The 17,217-nt window shown below is 44.3% G+C and carries 15 protein-coding genes; 13 read left to right on the top strand and 2 right to left on the bottom strand.

The genetic code is table 11. The features are described 5' to 3' along the window. Positions 1–11: 11 nt before the first annotated feature. The 8 genes from PGZ10_RS05345 (at position 12) to PGZ10_RS05380 (ending at position 10,124) form a co-directional block, all read left to right on the top strand. On the top strand, positions 12–917 hold the full coding sequence (locus PGZ10_RS05345) for a hypothetical protein (protein ID WP_270540879.1): 906 nt from the start codon (positions 12–14) through the stop codon (positions 915–917). Between the two features lie 271 nt (positions 918–1,188). Continuing rightward, entirely contained in the window at positions 1,189–2,310 is a 1,122-nt protein-coding gene (locus PGZ10_RS05350; RefSeq protein ID WP_270540881.1) for an ABC transporter ATP-binding protein, read from the top strand. Next, a complete protein-coding gene (locus PGZ10_RS05355; protein WP_118218444.1) occupies positions 2,294–3,160 on the top strand; it encodes an ABC transporter permease in 867 nt (288 codons plus the stop codon). The genes PGZ10_RS05350 and PGZ10_RS05355 overlap by 17 nt, the downstream gene beginning before the upstream one ends. A gap of 12 nt (positions 3,161–3,172) precedes the next feature. Then, positions 3,173–4,627 (top strand): Gldg family protein, encoded by a 1,455-nt coding sequence (locus PGZ10_RS05360; protein ID WP_270540883.1) that lies wholly within the window; start codon positions 3,173–3,175, stop codon positions 4,625–4,627. Positions 4,628–4,645: 18 nt separating this feature from the next. Continuing rightward, positions 4,646–5,587 carry a DUF4340 domain-containing protein gene (locus tag PGZ10_RS05365; protein ID WP_270540884.1) on the top strand — a complete coding sequence of 314 codons (942 nt, stop codon included), beginning with the start codon at positions 4,646–4,648 and terminating at the stop codon, positions 5,585–5,587. Between the two features lie 203 nt (positions 5,588–5,790). Further along, entirely contained in the window at positions 5,791–8,013 is a 2,223-nt protein-coding gene (locus tag PGZ10_RS05370; RefSeq protein ID WP_270540886.1) for an alpha-galactosidase, read from the top strand. A gap of 103 nt (positions 8,014–8,116) precedes the next feature. Beyond that, on the top strand, positions 8,117–9,532 hold the full coding sequence (locus PGZ10_RS05375; protein ID WP_270540888.1) for an aminotransferase class I/II-fold pyridoxal phosphate-dependent enzyme: 1,416 nt from the start codon (positions 8,117–8,119) through the stop codon (positions 9,530–9,532). After that, positions 9,525–10,124, top strand: coding sequence for a guanylate kinase (locus tag PGZ10_RS05380; RefSeq protein ID WP_117835359.1), 600 nt, complete (start codon positions 9,525–9,527; stop codon positions 10,122–10,124). Before PGZ10_RS05375 ends, PGZ10_RS05380 begins: the two co-directional genes overlap by 8 nt. 327 nt (positions 10,125–10,451) lie before the next feature. On the opposite strand, the gene PGZ10_RS05385 is transcribed toward PGZ10_RS05380, so the two are convergent. Together PGZ10_RS05385 and PGZ10_RS05390 are read right to left on the bottom strand one after the other, a co-directional pair. After that, positions 10,452–11,378, bottom strand: a complete 927-nt coding sequence (locus tag PGZ10_RS05385; protein ID WP_270203203.1) for a SufB/SufD family protein — start codon at positions 11,376–11,378, stop codon at positions 10,452–10,454. A 17-nt stretch (positions 11,379–11,395) separates the two neighbouring features. Next, positions 11,396–12,121, bottom strand: coding sequence for an ABC transporter ATP-binding protein (locus PGZ10_RS05390; protein WP_022220430.1), 726 nt, complete (start codon positions 12,119–12,121; stop codon positions 11,396–11,398). 334 nt (positions 12,122–12,455) lie between these two features. On the opposite strand from PGZ10_RS05390, the gene holB reads away from it, so the two are divergent. From holB to PGZ10_RS05415, 5 genes are all read left to right on the top strand, one after another. Next, the gene (holB, locus tag PGZ10_RS05395) at positions 12,456–13,445 is read left to right on the top strand and encodes a DNA polymerase III subunit delta' (protein WP_117824643.1); all 990 of its coding nucleotides are present in this window, start codon (positions 12,456–12,458) and stop codon (positions 13,443–13,445) included. 3 nt (positions 13,446–13,448) lie between these two features. Then, entirely contained in the window at positions 13,449–14,360 is a 912-nt protein-coding gene (locus PGZ10_RS05400; RefSeq protein ID WP_117558723.1) for a PSP1 domain-containing protein, read from the top strand. Further along, on the top strand, positions 14,350–15,105 hold the full coding sequence (locus PGZ10_RS05405) for a tRNA1(Val) (adenine(37)-N6)-methyltransferase (protein WP_117558725.1): 756 nt from the start codon (positions 14,350–14,352) through the stop codon (positions 15,103–15,105). Before PGZ10_RS05400 ends, PGZ10_RS05405 begins: the two co-directional genes overlap by 11 nt. Before the next feature lie 2 nt (positions 15,106–15,107). Then, a complete protein-coding gene (gene rsmI, locus PGZ10_RS05410) occupies positions 15,108–15,947 on the top strand; it encodes a 16S rRNA (cytidine(1402)-2'-O)-methyltransferase (protein WP_118218430.1) in 840 nt (279 codons plus the stop codon). Positions 15,948–16,095: 148 nt separating this feature from the next. After that, on the top strand, positions 16,096–17,208 hold the full coding sequence (locus PGZ10_RS05415; RefSeq protein ID WP_117558729.1) for an ABC transporter ATP-binding protein: 1,113 nt from the start codon (positions 16,096–16,098) through the stop codon (positions 17,206–17,208). Positions 17,209–17,217 lie beyond the last annotated feature (9 nt).

Genomic DNA, 17,217 nt, shown 5'->3' on the forward strand with positions numbered 1-17,217 from the left:
GGATTCTTTTTATGTTGGAAATGTTCGTGGTGAGAGAAACGGTATTTTTTCTGACGGGAGTGATGATCGGGATCGGCGCGATTGCAAGACTGATTACCGGGATTTCACTGAAAAAGCTGGTAAGAGCAGCAAGTAACATGAGTAAAAGCAATCATCCGCTGATGCGGCTTGTAAGGGCGAAATTTGAGCATGGGTGTATGGTGAGTGATAAAGTACAGAATGTTGGTGCATTTGTAGAGAAATATTTGTATGAATACCGGGTGCTTGGCGTGAGGCTGCATACCTGGAGGCAGTGGGCGAAGGGGAGCATCTGGCTCTGCCTTATCTTTGGAGCCACAGGAACAGCGCTTGCTTATGCAGCGGGGGAGAGGGAACAGGGACTTTACAGATATGGTATTTTGGGCGGTATGGGAGCTTTGGCGCTCTTTCTACTCCGGATGCTTGCGGATGATGCCTATCAGCTGGAGGCAGCGAAAACCTATATGGTAGATTTTCTGGAAAATACATATGCTCATCGTTATGAGAAGACCAATCAGAAAGAAATCCAGGTTACGGTTCAGAGAGCGGATGAGATTCCGGAGAAAGTGGATGCAGAGGAAAATGAAGCGGCGCATTCTGGTCAGGTGCAAAGACCATTTTCAGAAGAAACCGTGCCAGCAAGCGCAGCTACGGTAAATGCGGTTTCTGTGAACGAAAAACGGTATACAGAAGATGGACAAATGCAGCAGACCGTGCAGACAGTAGCAAAAGTGGGACAGGCGAATGCAAATCAGGCTGATGAAATGCGGGCGCAGCAGCCTGGAGCGCGGATGGAAGATACAGCCGGTTCCAGATTTAAGCAGGAAGATACCGGCGAAAAGCTGGAGCCGACAAAAGAGGCAAGAATCCGGGAAATTCTGGAAGAATTTCTTGCCTGACTGGTGTGGATAATCGCAAGTTAAGTGAAATCTGCCCAGTATATAAAAAAGTCTTTTTCGGGTAAAAAATGATTTAAAAATATAAAATACCGATATGTGGAAAAACTGATTCCAGATATCGGTATTTCTATTATTATCGGGCAGGTGGTACACTTTTACAATTTACAGTTTCACAGAAAAAACACAGAATGAACACAGATTGCCCCCAGAAGTTTCACAAATCATCCGTATAATTGAAAAACATGAAATTTTGTAGTCAGGAGGAACAACATTGATTGAGGTAAAAAATCTTGTAAAGAAATACGGCTCACATCTGGCTGTAGATCATTTGAATTTTACTGTAGATACCGGGCAGATCTATGGATTTCTGGGACCGAACGGTGCCGGAAAGTCCACAACGATGAATATTATGACCGGCTATCTTGGCGCCACAGAAGGTGAAGTGCTGATCAACGGGCACAATATACTGGAGGAACCGGAGGCAGCAAAAAAATGTATTGGTTATCTGCCTGAGATGCCACCGCTTTACACGGATATGAAGGTGAATGAATACCTGAGGTTCGTAGCGGAATTGAAGAAGATCCCAAAACCGGAACGGCAAGAGCAGATTGAGAAGGTCATGCTGATGGTGAAGATCATGGATGTACAGGACCGGCTGATCAAGAACCTGTCCAAAGGTTATAAGCAGAGAGTCGGACTTGCGCAGGCAATCCTTGGATTCCCGGAGATCATCATTCTGGATGAACCGACGGTCGGACTGGATCCGAAGCAGATCATTGAGATCCGTGAACTGATCCGAGAGCTTGCAAAAGAGCATACCGTGATCCTGAGCTCACACATTCTGGCAGAGATCCAGGAAGTCTGCGATTATATTATGATCATTTCCAAAGGAAAACTGGTGGCAAGTGATACACCGGAAAATCTGGAAAAACTTTTGACGAATCAGCAGACGGTGGAAATCCTGGCAAAGGGAAATGAAGAGACGGTACGGAAAGTTATCGGCACAATCGGTAATGTGCAGAAGGCATCCGTGGAACACGGAAAAGAAGAAGGAACGGTAAAAGCGAGTCTGTTCCCGAAGGATGGAAAAGATATCAGGGAAACAGTATTTATGGCATTTGCACAAGAGGGATGCCCGTTACTTATGTTGTATCACAGCCGCACGACGTTGGAGGATGTATTCCTGGAGCTGACGCAGGGAAGCACACCTGCAGCAGCAAAAGCGATGAAGGACGGCGAAAAGAAAGGCCGGATGGTAAAGCGGCGCAAGAAAAATGCGCAGGAAGAGGCAGAAGAGAACGAGCTGCCTGAGATGGATGAAGAGCCGGAAGAAAATGCCGTTCCGACAAGTGAGGATGAAAAGGAGGATCTCGAAAATGACAGCAATTTATAAACGAGAATTAAAATCCTATTTTCAATCAATGACAGGCTATGTCCTGATCGCCTTCCTTGTGATCTTCACGGGAATCTATTTTATGGCGTACAACTTAAATTCGGGATATCCCTATTTTTCATATGTTCTGATGAATATCAACTACGTGTTGATCATCATTATCCCGATGCTCACCATGCGTTCCTTTGCGGAGGAACGGAAGAACAAGACAGACCAGCTTCTGCTTGCCGCACCGGTAAAATTATTTGATATCGTGATGGGGAAATACCTTGCGATGGTGACAGTATTTGCGGTACCGTGCCTGATCTTCTGCATTTTCCCAATTATCATTAAGAGCTTTGGAACGGCGTATCTGAAGGTGGATTATCTGTCGATCCTGATGTTCTTCCTGCTCGGATGCGTGTATCTGGCAATCGGAATGTTTCTTTCGTCACTCACAGAAAGCCAGATCATTGCGGCAGTAACAACCTTTGGCGTTTTGCTTCTGATCTATCTCTGGGGAGGACTGATCGATTTCCTCCCGACATCAGCTACAAGCGGCATGATCGGTATTGTGGTATTCGTTACCATTGCGGCGCTGATCATTTACCGGATGACGGGAAACTGGATGATCGCAGGAATTATCGAAGCGATCGGAGTTGTTGCGGTTGTGATCGTAAGCTTTGTAAAATCTTCATTATTTGAAAATATTTTGGTCAACATCATGAAAAAGCTGTATCTTGCAGATGTATTTGACAACGTAGCATATAACAAGCTTTTCGATGTGAGTGGGCTGATCCTGTATCTGAGTGTGGCAGGTGTATTTATCTTCCTGACCATGCAGTCCATTCAGAAAAGACGTTGGAGTTAGGAGGGAGAAGACATGGAAAAAATCAAAAAAATGTTCAGCAGCAAGTCTTCCCGGAACGGAACTTACAGCGTAGGGCTTGCAGTGATCGTGATTGCAATCGCGATCGTGATCAATCTGGTGGCAGGACAGCTTACGGAAAAAGTAAGAAATATTGATATCAGCAGCAACAATCTGTACGATATCAGCAGCGTGTCCACAAAAATGCTGAAGAAGCTGGATAAAAAAGTAGATTTGAAAGTGATCGCAGAACAGGATTCTGTGGATACCAGGATCAAGACTTTTGTGAAAAAATATGCGGCGCTTTCCGGCAAAGTAAAAGTGGAATGGGTGGACAGCGTACTGCATCCGTCCGTTCTTCAGAAATATAATACCGATGGAAATGTAATCGTTGTGTCCTGTGATGCAACCGGAAAGTCTACAACGATTTCATTTTCAGATATTATCCAGTCGGATTATTATTCTTATTATACGACCGGAAGTGCCAGTGAAAGTTCTTTCGACGGAGAAGGACAGCTTACCAGTGCGATCAATTATGTAACCAGCGAGGAAACAAGCAAGATTTACCGAACCAGTGGTCACGGAGAATCGACATTTTCAAGTTCGGTAAGTGATCTGCTTACCAAGAATAATCTGGAGACGGAAGAAATCAACCTGAGTATGAATCCGGAAATCCCGGATGACTGTGACCTGTTGTTCCTTTATGCACCGACATCGGATATTACAGATGATGAAAAGACAATTATTGAGAAATATCTGAGTGATGGCGGAAAGGTTTATCTGATCCTTGGAGATACGACTTCAGACACACCAAATCTGGACGGAATTATGTCGGATTATGGACTGAAAAAAGTCAGCGGTTATATTGCAGATACCCAGAGATGCTACCAGGGAAATTATTATGCAATCTTCCCACAGCTTTCTCTGAGTGGTGATCTGGGAAGCGGCATCAGCAATCAGATGGTACTTCTACTGAATTCATCTGGTATGGAGAAAACAGATACGGATAATGATAATCTGACGGTTACTCCATTTATGCAGACATCAGACAGTGGATATGCAGTGACAGAAAATGACCAGACACAGGGACAGTATATCCTGGGAGCCGTTTCTACCAATGCGATTTCTGCGGATTCTTCAGATTCGGACAGCGAGGATGAAGACGATAAGAGTGATGCAACGGATACAGACACAAAGACAGCAAGACTTACGGTGCTTGCTTCTGCATCTATGATCAGCTCGGATATCACAGATCAGCTGACGACACTGGATAACCTGACGTTGTTTGTAAATTCAGTGACAGAGAATTTTGATAATGTAAACAATGTTGCGATTGAAGCGAAGAGTCTTTCAACTGAGACCAACACACCGATGCATGCAGGTGCATTCAGCATCCTTGTGATCTTTATTGTTCCGCTTGCAATTCTGATCCTTGGATTTGTGATCTGGATGAGAAGACGGAAAGCGTAAGAGGCAGGAGGAAAAAAGATGGAGAAAAAAACAAGGACAATAGGAATCCTTCTGCTCGTACTGCTTGCTCTGCTCATTACATTTTTCGGGCTGAAAAAATGGAATACATCTAAGTCAGAGGCAGAAGAGAAGAAAAAAGAAAACGCAGTGGTGCATATTTTTGAGACAGATTCGCTGGAGTCGATCGAGTATAAAGAAGCATCTGGGGAAGAAATGTCTTTTGTAAAAGAGGATGATACCTGGGAGTATGCGCCGGACACCACGATCGCACTGACGGAGAGCAGTATGCAAAATATGGAAGATGCATTTTCGGATATTCAGGCGGTAAAAGAGATCAAGAATCCGGATGACCTTTCGGACTATGGATTTGATTCACCGGAATATAATCTTACGCTGACCGGAAAGGATGGCGAGGCACATAAATTTCTAATCGGGAATGCTTCCGGAGAAAATTATTATTTCATGGAAGATGGAACAGAAAAAGTGTACACGGTATCGACAGATCTGATTTCGGAAATGGTATGGCAGCTTGCAGATGTTGCTGAAAAGGACAGCTTTGTAACAGTTACATCTGATAACTTTGTAAAAGAGACTGTGACAAAACCGGGTGACGAGGTAAAAACCTACGAAGCGGACAATGAGGATCAGGAAGATACTGTCACAAGTATTATGACAGCACTTTCCGGATTCTATTTTACAGATTGTGCAGATTATCATGTGACGGACGCGACGCTTGGTAATTACGGGCTTGCGGAAGATCAGCGGACGAAGGTGGAGCTGACTTACAAGGATACGTCGGATGATGATAAGGAAAAGACAGTTACATTCTATGTGGGAAGCAAGGACGACAGTGCGACCTACTATTATGTACAGATGGACGGTTCACAAAGAGTAAGCCGGGTACTGATCGATACGGTAGAGAAGGCGCTTGGATGGAAAGTGGACAGTAGTGCAGAGTAGAAGAATACAAAGAGAAAATTAAATAAATCTGCTAAGAAAGGAAAAGGGATGATGTCTTTTAGGAAAGGACAGAGTCCCTTTTTTGAGTGTACGTTTTTACAAATTTATCCGCAGGAATCATTGACGCTGAAAAACCAACAGTGATACTATACAGATAATACGGAAAAATGAACGTTATACAATACGGAATGAGGAGAAACGATATGCCAATCATATACAACGAAAAAACAAGAGAGTTTCATCTTTACAACCAGGAGATCAGCTATATCATCAAGATCCTTGACAACGACCAGCCGGGACAGCTCTACTATGGAAAACGCCTGACACATAAAGAAGATTTCAGCCATCTTTTTGAATATGCGATGCGTGATATGTCACCGTATGCTTTCGAGGGAAATTCTACATTCTCACTGGAGAATATCAAGCAGGAGTATCCGACTTTCGGCTGCGGAGATATGCGTTTTCCGGCATATGAGATCGAGCGGGAGAACGGAAGCCATGTAGTCGAGTTTGTATATAAAGAGCATAAAATTTATAATGGCAAACCAAAGCTTGAAGGACTTCCGGCGACTTATGTAGAAAGTGGTGATGAGGCGCAGACTCTGGAACTGGTTCTGGAGGATACAAGTATCAATACAAGAATTGTCCTTTTATATACGATCTATGAAGCATTTCCGGTGATCGCGAGAAGTGTACGTTTTGAATGTGATTCTGACGAAAAGATCACGCTTCTTTCTGCAATGAGCGCCTGTGTGGATCTGCCGGACAAGGATTATGAGATGATCGATCTTGCCGGTGTGTGGGCGAGAGAGCGCTATGTGAGAAGACATAAGCTGGATTACGGTATCCAGAGCATTTACAGTATGCGTGGATGCAGCAGCTATCAGTTCAACCCGTTCTTTGCGCTTGCCCGTGAAAATGCAGACGAGTTCCAGGGACAGGTTTACGGATTCAGTCTGGTGTACAGCGGCAATTTTCTTGCGCAGACTGAGGTGGATAACTATGATACCGCCCGTGTGCTGATGGGAATCCATCCGAACGGATTTAAGTGGACACTTGGAAAAGGCGAATCCTTCCAGACACCGGAGATGGTAATGATATATTCGGAAGCCGGACTTAACGGAATGAGCCAGACCTTTCATAAGCTGTACCGCACACGTCTGGCAAGGGGAACATGGAGAGATAAGGTTCGCCCGATCCTGATCAACAGCTGGGAAGCATTTTATTTTGATTTTGATGCGCCAAAGCTTCTGGGACTTGCGGATGCGGCAGCAGATCTTGGAATGGAGCTTTTTGTATTGGATGATGGATGGTTTGGAAAGAGAGATGACAGTACTTCTTCCCTTGGCGACTGGTATCCGAATGAGGAAAAGTTGAAAGGAACGTTAAAGGAGCTGGCAGAAAAGATCAATGACAAAGGTTTAAAATTCGGGCTCTGGATTGAACCGGAGATGACGAACAAAGACAGTGATCTGTACAGGGCGCATCCGGACTGGCTTCTTGCAGAACAGGGCAAGCGGATCTGCCACAGCCGGACACAGTATGTACTGGATTTTTCTAAGAAAGAGGTACGTGAATATATCGGGGACATGCTGGAAAATCTTCTTGCAGAAGTGCCGGTATCTTATATCAAATGGGATATGAACCGTACATTTTCAGAGGTGTTCTCCAATGGAAATGACAGAGAGTATCAGGGAAAGGTCTGCCACAAATATATCCTTGGTGTGTATGAACTGTATGAGCGCCTGACCAGCCGTTTTCCGCATGTATTGTTTGAATCCTGTGCAAGTGGTGGGGCAAGATTTGACCCGGGAATGCTTTATTATGCACCGCAGGGATGGACTTCGGATGATACCGATGCGATTGAACGTCTGAAGATCCAATATGGAACTTCTATGGTCTATCCGGTAAGCTGTATGGGAAGCCATGTATCAGCTTCACCGAACCATCAGACAAACCGTGTGACACCGATCGAGACAAGAGCAGATGTGGCTTACTTTGGAACTTTTGGATATGAGCTTGACCTTTTAAAGCTTGGCGAGGAAGATAAGGCAGAAATCCGCCGTCAGATCGCATTTATGAAGGAGAAGAGAGATCTGATCCAGAAAGGAACTTTCTATCGACTGAAGAGTCCGTTTGAGGGAAATGAGACCGCATGGATGATCGTATCGGAGGATCAGAAGAAGGCGCTGGTCGGTTATTACCGGGTAATGCAGCCGGTCAATGTTGGATTTAAGAGACTGAAGCTGAAAGGGCTGAAAGAAGATACCTGTTATAAGGTCAGCGGATATGATTATGACTGCTATGGCGATGAGCTGATGCAAGTTGGAATGATCCTGTCCGATTCTGCGTCCGGTATATGGAAGAAGGGCGTGAATGATAAGGGAGATTTCCAGGCGAAAGTGTTTGAGATTGTGGCTGTGTAAGCCGGAATATATGGAAAGGACGAAATGGGAGAACCGTTTCGTCCTCTTGCGTTTTCGGAAGAAAAATTATATGATGTTTCTAAAAGACTTAAAGAGGTATCAAATGGAACGACTATACGATAAATTAAAAGCATATTCCGAGAGCGATTTTTACGCATTTCACATGCCGGGACATAAGAGAAACAAGGCACTTCTTGGAATTGAACTCCCATACGATCTGGATATCACGGAAATCGATGGTTTCGATGATCTGCATCACGCAGATGGTATTTTAAAAGAAGAGCAGGAAAGAGCCGCAAGAGTATTTGGGGCAGAGGAAAGCCATTTTCTGGTAAATGGAAGTACTGCCGGAATTTTAAGTGCAGTGATGGGATGTACGCACCGGGGAGATAAGATTCTGGTGGCACGCCATTGTCACAAATCCATTTACCATGCAATCTATATGAATGGTCTTGTACCGCGCTATGTGTATCCGGAATTTGATATTTCCATGCATATGAACGGGGAGATCAGCAAAGAAGATGTGGCAAAAGCACTTGCTGCAGAGCCGGATATCAAAGCCGTTGTGATCGTATCTCCAAATTATGATGGCGTGGTATCGGATGTGAAAGGAATTGCAGAAGTGGCACATTCGTATAGGATTCCACTGATCGTAGATGAAGCACATGGACCGCATTTCGGATTTCATCCGGCATTTCCGGGGCGCGCAAATGATCTGGGAGCAGATGTGGTGATCAATAGTCTGCACAAGACACTGCCGTCTCTTACACAGACTGCAATCCTGCATATCAACGGAAAAATTGTAAACCGCAGAAGGCTCAAGAAGTATCTGGATATGTTACAGAGTAGCAGTCCATCCTATATTTTCATGGCAAGTCTGGATGCCTGTGTGGATTTTGTGGATGGAAAATGTGAAAATGCCTTTGAACTTTATGTGGAGAGACTACAAAAGTTCAGAGAAGAGCTGGAACCATTACAGCATTTACCGATTCTCCGTACAGAACATTATGATATTTCCAAAGTTGTGATTTCCACAGCAAATGCAAATATTACAAGTCCGGAGCTTGCGGAACGGCTGCGAAAAGAATATCATCTGGAAATGGAAATGACCGGAGGAACCTATGTACTTGCGATGACGACCGTGGCAGATACGCAGGAAGGACTGGACAGGTTAAAAGCTGCGTTACTGGAAATAGACGGTCAGCTGGAAGCAAAAACAGCCGTTTCCGGAAGCATAGAGATTTCCGGAGAGCTTCCTAGACTGGAGCAGTATTTTACACCGCAGGAGGCAGCAGACCGGGAAGAAGACGGAGAAGCAGAAGAGATTCCGTGGAAAGAAAGTGAAGGACACATTTCTCTGGAATACGCATATCTCTACCCACCGGGAAGCCCGGTTATCGTACCCGGAGAGCGGATCAGCCGGGAAGCAGTAGAACTTCTTTGTTATTATGAAACACAGAATCTCCAAATAGAAGGAATACAGACGGAAGGCAAGATAAAGGTGTGGAAACATGAGTAAAATATATTATCTGATGGGAAAAAGTTCAACGGGGAAAGACACAATCTACAAAGAATTGAGAAAAAGAATGCCACAGTTAAAAAATGTAACGATCTATACAACCCGTCCACGGCGTGAGGGAGAAAAAGAAGGCGAAGAATATTTTTTTACAGACGAAACTGAACTTGAAAAGTTCAAAACAGAAGGCCGATTGATCGAAGAACGTGCTTACAATACAGTTTATGGTATCTGGCACTATTTCACCGCTGATGACGGACAGTTCAATTTTGAACAAAAAAATCAGGATTATCTCATGATCGGAACCCTTGAATCCTATGAAAAATTGAAAACCTATTTTGGAAACGAAAAAGTAGTTCCACTTTACATCGAGGTAGAAGACGGAGAGCGCTTAACCCGCGCCCTCGCCCGTGAGAAAACCCAGAAAGAACCCAAATACGCCGAAATGTGCCGCCGTTTCCTCGCCGATTCCAAAGATTTCTCCGAAGAAAACCTCGCCCACGCCGGAATCACAGAACGCTACGAAAACACAGACCTTGAAGACATCCTCGAAAAAATCTGTAAAAAAATACTAAAAAAGCAGAGTCAGCTATAAACCATACAAAACTCAACCATTCATAAATAACACCGATCTCAACACCCCAGTGAGACAGGTCCACCTGTTCAGATGAATCCTGCATTGAGAAATTCTTGAAACTTAAATAAGATTTTATAATGTAGTGGAGTTAAGACACAGAAAAAGACAAAAATTATCCTCTGGATCTGCGAATTTTGCACTATGGAACCGAGACTTAATCAATTGTGGAAGCCATTGCTGACACAATTGATGCTTTCAAAGGCTCGGTGGAATGGTTAGTGCAACTGAGCATAGCCAGAGGATAATTTTGTCTTTTTCGTCTCTTTTACTACTACACGTATGACTCTAATTTAAGAAGTTCTCAATAATCACCCCTTCTGCTTCCTCTTCCGTCATTCCAAGAGTCCGCAGCTTGATCAACTGCTCATCATTGATCCTTCCGATTGCAGCTTCGTGGATAATAGCCGCATCCACATGCTTCGCATTGATCTCAGGAATTGAACTTACTTCTGCATGATCCATGATAATGGAATCACACTGAACATGTGCATGGCAACGGTTCTTTCCGACAGCCCTCGGATGGAAGACCTGTCTGGATTCGCCTTTTGCGACCGAACGGGATACGATCTGCGCAGAGCTGCCTTCTCCGAGCAGTTCCACCATCATATTTGAAGTAGCTTCCTGTTTTCCATGTGTCATCAGTTTTTCAATGACATAAAGCTTGGAACCGGCTTCCAGATGTACATTATTTTCACGAACCGTAGAATCGACTCCTTTGATCTGAGCAGTATCCAGTGTAAATACAGAATTTTCACCAAGATAAACTTCGGTAACAGGATTGAGTACACGGGTTCCGGTGCCTTCGCCCTCTCCGTAATGCTTTTCTACATAGCGTACATTTGCATTTTTTTCCACATGGAAAGTATGAATACCATCATGGCGGCTTTCGTTACATCCGCTGTTGTGGATACCACATCCGGCAACGATAGTTACATTTGCACCTTCTGCTACATAAAAATCATTGTAAACAACGTCCGTCATTCCGCTTGCATCAACAACAACCGGAATATGAACTTCTTCGCCGTCTGTTTTTCCATCGATGAAAATATCGATTCCCGGCTTGTCCTGTTTTTTCTTGATTTTAATATGCTCACTGTCTCCGTGGCAGAGAGCGATTCCATTATGTCGTAAATTGAATGCACCGGACTGTGTAAAACCGGTGTCATCGATCTGTGCTAATACTTTTTCTGTAATTTTATCCAATAAAGTCATTGTATGTTCCTCCCCTGTTATCTACATTTCAGACAGCTGTAAGAATCGGCTGTCTTTCCTAATAATTGTGGAAGGATATCAGCAGTCTGTCCGATCGAAGCAATCTTTCCGCCTTCGATCACCATGATCCGGTCAGCCATCTGGATGATTCTCTCCTGATGAGAAATAAGAATAAGACTCTGCTTTTTCTCTTTGTGCATTTTTTCAAACTGTTCGATCAGCATAGAAAAACTCCAGAGATCGATTCCGGCCTCCGGTTCATCGAAAATACAGAGTTTGTGCGGCTTTGCGAGAACGGTTGCAATTTCCAGACGCTTCATTTCACCGCCGGATAAGGTTCCGTCTACTTCACGTTCAATGTATTCGTTGGCACAAAGTCCAACGGTACTTAAAAGTCTGCAACAGACATCTCTTGTCAGATCTTCTCCAGCCGCAAGTGATAAAAGCTTGCTTACCGTCATTCCCTTGAAGCGCGGTGGCTGCTGGAATGCGTAACCGATTCCGGCTTCTGCCCTGTGATTGATATCATAATCACTGATATCGGTTCCGTCTAAGATGATCTGTCCGGCACTTGCCTGGTCAATCCCCATTAGCACTTTTGCAAGTGTGGATTTGCCACCGCCGTTCGGACCGGTGATCACCAGCATTTCTCCGTCTTCTACGTTAAAACTGATATTTTCTACAATGCTGCGTTCTATTCCGTTTTCATTCACCTGGAATGTAAGATTTTTTACTTCCAGCATGAGTTCATCCCCTTTCTGTGTAAGAAACTTATATAAAGTTTGTCTGGTTAAAAAATTTATATTCATAAATTGTATGATGTAAGTATCAAAAGAATAAATTGCGTAACAATAGAGCAATCTGATTACATCATTGGATACAGAATCTTTATATATTTATGTCTATTATAAAACATATCGAAAAAGTTGTCATCTTTTATTATTGAAAAGCATACCTGCAAAGCGAAATTCGCAGAATTTTCAGAAATAATTCAGAAAGACCACAGGAATTTGCTCTAGGTATCTGCATAAATTTATGTTATACTAATGGAATAGTAAGAAAGAAGAGGGTGATAATATGTCAGGATTTAAAGATGTCGTAGGACATAGCGAGATCATTCAGTATATACAGAACGCGGTTACAGAAGATAAAGTATCACACGCTTATATTCTGAACGGCGAGAAGGGATCAGGAAAGAAGATGCTTGCAGGTCTTTTTGCACAGACTCTGCAGTGCGAAAAGGGCGGAACAGAACCGTGCTATGAGTGCCATTCGTGCAAGCAGGCAGTCAGCGGCAATCATCCGGATATTATCTGGGTAACGCATGAAAAGCCGAACAGCATCAGTGTAGATGATATCCGGGTTCAGATCAATGGGGATATTCAGGTGAAGCCTTATAATGGAAAATACAAGATCTACATTGTGCCGGATGCAGATATGATGACTGTACAGGCACAGAATGCTCTGTTGAAGACAATCGAAGAGCCACCTGCTTATGCGGTAATTCTGCTTCTTACAGAGAATGCGAACAGTCTGCTCCCAACGATCTGCTCAAGATGCGTTATGCTGAAGCTCCGTAACATTAAGGATCAGCTTGTGAAAAGGTATCTGATGGAGCAGCTTCAGGTTCCTGATTACAAGGCAGACGTGTGTACTGCATTTGCACAGGGCAATATTGGAAAAGCTGCTATGCTGGCAGGCTCTGAGCATTTTAATGAAATTAAAGATGAGGCAGTTCGTCTGCTGAAGAATATCGATACCATGGAACTCGGTGATCTGGTGGAAGCTGTGAAACGGATTTCCGCTTACAAGATTGAGATCACAGATTATCTGGACATCCTTATGATCTGGTATCGTGATGTTCTGATCTATAAAGCAACAATGAATATCGACAGACTGATTTTCGGTGAAGAGATCGACAGTATCAGGGAGCGTGCGAAAAAGAGCTCTTATGAAGGAATTGAGACAATTCTGGAAGCACTTGAGAAAGCAAAGGCGAGACTGCGCGCCAATGTCAACTTTGATCTTGTCATGGAACTTCTTCTGTTGACAATAAAGGAGAACTAGGGAATGACAAAAGTAATTGGAGTCCGTTTTCGGACTGCAGGAAAGATCTATTTTTTCTCACCGGGCAAATTTGAGGTGAAGCGTGGCGATCAGGTAATTGTAGAGACTGCGAGAGGAGTAGAATTCGGTAACGTTGTGATGGGACCGAAGGAAGTGAAGGATGAAGAGATCACCCAGCCTCTTAAGACAGTGATCCGCCTGGCGACAGAGGATGACCGCCGTGTAGAAGAAAAGAATCGCAAAAAAGAAAAAGAAGCATTTCAGATTTGTCTGGAAAAGATCCACAAGCATGAGCTGGAGATGAAGCTGATCGATGCAGAATATACCTTTGACAACAATAAAGTGCTGTTTTACTTTACCGCAGACGGGAGAATTGATTTTCGTGAACTGGTAAAGGATCTGGCAGCGGTATTCCGTACCAGGATTGAACTTCGCCAGATCGGTGTAAGAGACGAGACGAAGATCCGCGGAGGAATCGGGATCTGTGGACGAGAGCTTTGTTGCCACACCTATCTGTCTGAGTTTGCACCGGTTTCAATCAAGATGGCAAAAGAACAGAATCTGTCGCTGAACCCGACTAAGATTTCAGGTGTATGTGGCAGACTGATGTGCTGCCTGACAAATGAGGAAGAGACATACGAGGAACTCAACAATAATCTTCCGTCTGTAGGTGAGTCAGTGACAACTCCGGAAGGCCTGAAAGGTGAAGTACAGTCATTAAGCGTACTGCGTCAGCTTGTCAGGGTTATTGTAACTCTGGACAATGATGAGAAAGAAATCCGTGAATATCCGGCAGCTGACCTGAAGTTCAAACCGCGCCGCCGGAAAAAGGATGTGAAACTTTCCAAACAGGAAATGAAAGAGCTTGCAGCTCTGGAGAAAGGTGAAGGAGCGTCAAAGTTAGATGACAAATAATCTTAAGCCGGGAGAACGGCTCGATGATTTACAGATAAAAGGCTATGAGATCATCCAGAGCCCGGGGCGGTTCTGCTTCGGAATGGATGCAGTGCTTTTAAGTGCCTTTGCCAAAGTAAAAGCGGGAGAATGCGTTCTTGATCTTGGAACAGGAACGGGAATTCTCCCGATTCTTTTGGCCGCAAAGACAAAAGGAAAACATTTTACAGGGCTGGAGATCCAGGAAGAGAGCGCAGATATGGCGCGCCGGAGCGTCCGGCACAACCAGCTTGAGGAGCAGATCGACATTGTGACGGGAGATATCAAAGAAGCGTCACAGATATTTGGACACGGTTCCATGGATGTGATCACAACGAATCCGCCGTATATGATCGGTGGGCATGGGCTTGCCAATCCGGAGAGTGCCAAGGCGATCGCAAGGCATGAAGTCCTTTGTACATTGGATGATATTATCCGGGAAAGTGCGCGGACTTTAAAAGCCGGAGGCAGATTTTACATGGTACACAGACCGTTCCGGCTTGCCGAGATCTTGACGGCAATGTGCGAGGCGAAGCTGGAGCCGAAGCGGATGCGCCTGGTGTATCCATATGTGGATAAGGAGCCAAACATGGTTTTGATCGAGGGAATCCGTGGCGCGAAATCGCGGATGACCGTGGAGCCGCCGCTGATCGTTTATGAGAAAGATGGCAGTTATACACGGGAAATCCTGGAACATTACGGAATGACAGGGACTGGAAAGGAGTAACTATGGCAGGAACATTATATTTGTGCGCAACGCCGATCGGCAATCTGGAGGATATGACGTTCCGGGTGATCCGGACGCTGAAAGAGGTTGACCTGATTGCAGCGGAAGATACCAGGAACAGTATTAAACTGCTGAACCATTTTGAGATCAAAACACCGATGACCAGTTATCATGAATATAATAAGATAGACAAAGGACATGCTCTGGTGGAGAAACTTCTTGCAGGGACAAATATTGCACTGATCACCGATGCCGGCACACCGGGAATCTCAGATCCGGGTGAGGAACTGGTGAAAATGTGCTATGAAGCCGGAATTACGGTCACTTCCCTTCCGGGAGCCGCTGCCTGTATTACGGCACTGACACTTTCCGGGCTTTCCACCAGAAGATTTGCATTTGAAGCATTTCTTCCAACGGACAAAAAGGAAAGACAGGCAGTCCTGGGTGAGCTTGTAGATGAGACAAGAACGATGATCGTTTACGAAGCACCGCACCGTCTGGTGAGAACCTTGAGAGAGCTTGGAGAAGTTCTAGGTGGGGACAGACATCTGACTGTGTGCCGGGAACTTACAAAAAAGCATGAGACTGTATTTCGCACCACATTTGCGGAAGCGGTTTCCTATTACGAGAGCAACGATCCGAAGGGGGAGTGTGTGCTTGTGATCGAGGGGAAGAGCCGGGAGAGCATTTTACAGGAGGAGCGCGCAAAATGGGAAGAAATGACGGTTCAGGAGCATATGGATTATTATATGAACCAGGGAATCGATAAGAAAGAAGCCATGAAAAAGGTGGCAAAAGACCGCGGAGTCGGAAAGAGGGACATTTATAAAGAACTGCTGTAAGGCTTTCGTCAATTTGTACACCTTCTTGAAAAATCTTTGTTCAACCCGGTCATAGACCGACGATGTAAAAAAAGATATACTTTATTTCAGAAACAAGAACAGCGACAGCGTGTGTAAGAATCGCACAAAGATTTAGGAGGAAAAATAAATGGCAAGCTTATCATTAAAGCATATTAACAAAACATATCCGAACGGATTTGAAGCAGTTAAAGATTTCAACCTTGAAATTGAAGATAAAGAATTTATCATTTTTGTAGGACCATCTGGATGTGGTAAATCTACTACACTTCGTATGGTTGCAGGTCTGGAAGAGATCACAAGCGGTGAACTCAAGATCGGTGACAAAGTGGTAAATGATGTAGAACCAAAAGACAGAGATATCGCGATGGTATTCCAGAACTATGCTCTGTACCCACATATGACTGTATATGATAACATGGCATTCGGACTTAAATTAAGAAAAGTTCCGAAACCGGAGATTGATAAGATGGTTCGTGAAGCAGCTAAGATCCTTGACCTTGAACCACTGCTTGACCGTAAACCAAAAGCTCTTTCAGGTGGACAGAGACAGCGTGTTGCTATGGGACGTGCAATCGTTCGTAACCCGAAGGTATTCCTTATGGATGAACCACTTTCCAACCTGGATGCTAAACTTCGTGGACAGATGCGTATCGAGATTTCCAAACTTCATCAGAGACTTGGTACAACAATCATCTACGTAACACATGACCAGACAGAAGCTATGACACTGGGAACCAGAATCGTAGTTATGAACGCAGGTGTTGTTCAGCAGGTAGATACACCACAGGTACTTTATGATACCCCATGCAACCTCTTCGTTGCAGGATTCATCGGATCACCACAGATGAACTTCCTTGATGCTGTATGCCAGAAGAAGGGTGACAAAGTTGTCCTCAAAGTTGGACCGGCTGATATTGAACTTCCACCGTCAAAAGCAAAGAAACTTATCGATGGAGGATATGAAGGAAAGACTGTTGTCCTTGGAATCCGTCCGGAAGATGTACATGATGAGCAGATGTTTATCACATCTTCACCGAATACAGTTATTCAGGCTAAGATCCGTGTATATGAAATGCTTGGTGCTGAAGTTTATCTCCACTTCGATTATGAAGGAGCTACAATGACAGCCCGTGTTGATCCTAGAACAACAGCAAGAACAGGGGATACAGTTACATTTGCATTCGATGCTGAAAAGATCCATGTGTTCGACAAAGAGACAGAAAAGACAATTACAAACTAAGATATGAAA

It is taken from the genome of Coprococcus sp. AF102-57, from assembly GCF_027686195.1.
GTDB classification, from domain to species: Bacteria; Bacillota; Clostridia; order Lachnospirales; family Lachnospiraceae; genus Allocoprococcus; species Allocoprococcus comes.

Bases quoted from the DNA above. Each gene is read 5' to 3' on its own strand.
- PGZ10_RS05345 (WP_270540879.1), top strand. From the start codon at position 12: ATGTTGGAAATGTTCGTGGTGAGAGAAACGGTATTTTTTCTGACGGGA.
- PGZ10_RS05355 (WP_118218444.1), top strand. From the start codon at position 2,294: ATGACAGCAATTTATAAACGAGAATTAAAATCCTATTTTCAATCAATG.
- PGZ10_RS05360 (WP_270540883.1), top strand. From the start codon at position 3,173: ATGGAAAAAATCAAAAAAATGTTCAGCAGCAAGTCTTCCCGGAACGGA.
- PGZ10_RS05365 (WP_270540884.1), top strand. From the start codon at position 4,646: ATGGAGAAAAAAACAAGGACAATAGGAATCCTTCTGCTCGTACTGCTT.
- PGZ10_RS05370 (WP_270540886.1), top strand. From the start codon at position 5,791: ATGCCAATCATATACAACGAAAAAACAAGAGAGTTTCATCTTTACAAC.
- PGZ10_RS05375 (WP_270540888.1), top strand. From the start codon at position 8,117: ATGGAACGACTATACGATAAATTAAAAGCATATTCCGAGAGCGATTTT.
- PGZ10_RS05380 (WP_117835359.1), top strand. From the start codon at position 9,525: ATGAGTAAAATATATTATCTGATGGGAAAAAGTTCAACGGGGAAAGAC.
- PGZ10_RS05385 (WP_270203203.1), bottom strand. From the start codon at position 11,378: ATGACTTTATTGGATAAAATTACAGAAAAAGTATTAGCACAGATCGAT.
- PGZ10_RS05390 (WP_022220430.1), bottom strand. From the start codon at position 12,121: ATGCTGGAAGTAAAAAATCTTACATTCCAGGTGAATGAAAACGGAATA.
- holB (WP_117824643.1), top strand. From the start codon at position 12,456: ATGTCAGGATTTAAAGATGTCGTAGGACATAGCGAGATCATTCAGTAT.
- PGZ10_RS05400 (WP_117558723.1), top strand. From the start codon at position 13,449: ATGACAAAAGTAATTGGAGTCCGTTTTCGGACTGCAGGAAAGATCTAT.
- PGZ10_RS05405 (WP_117558725.1), top strand. From the start codon at position 14,350: ATGACAAATAATCTTAAGCCGGGAGAACGGCTCGATGATTTACAGATA.
- rsmI (WP_118218430.1), top strand. From the start codon at position 15,108: ATGGCAGGAACATTATATTTGTGCGCAACGCCGATCGGCAATCTGGAG.
- PGZ10_RS05415 (WP_117558729.1), top strand. From the start codon at position 16,096: ATGGCAAGCTTATCATTAAAGCATATTAACAAAACATATCCGAACGGA.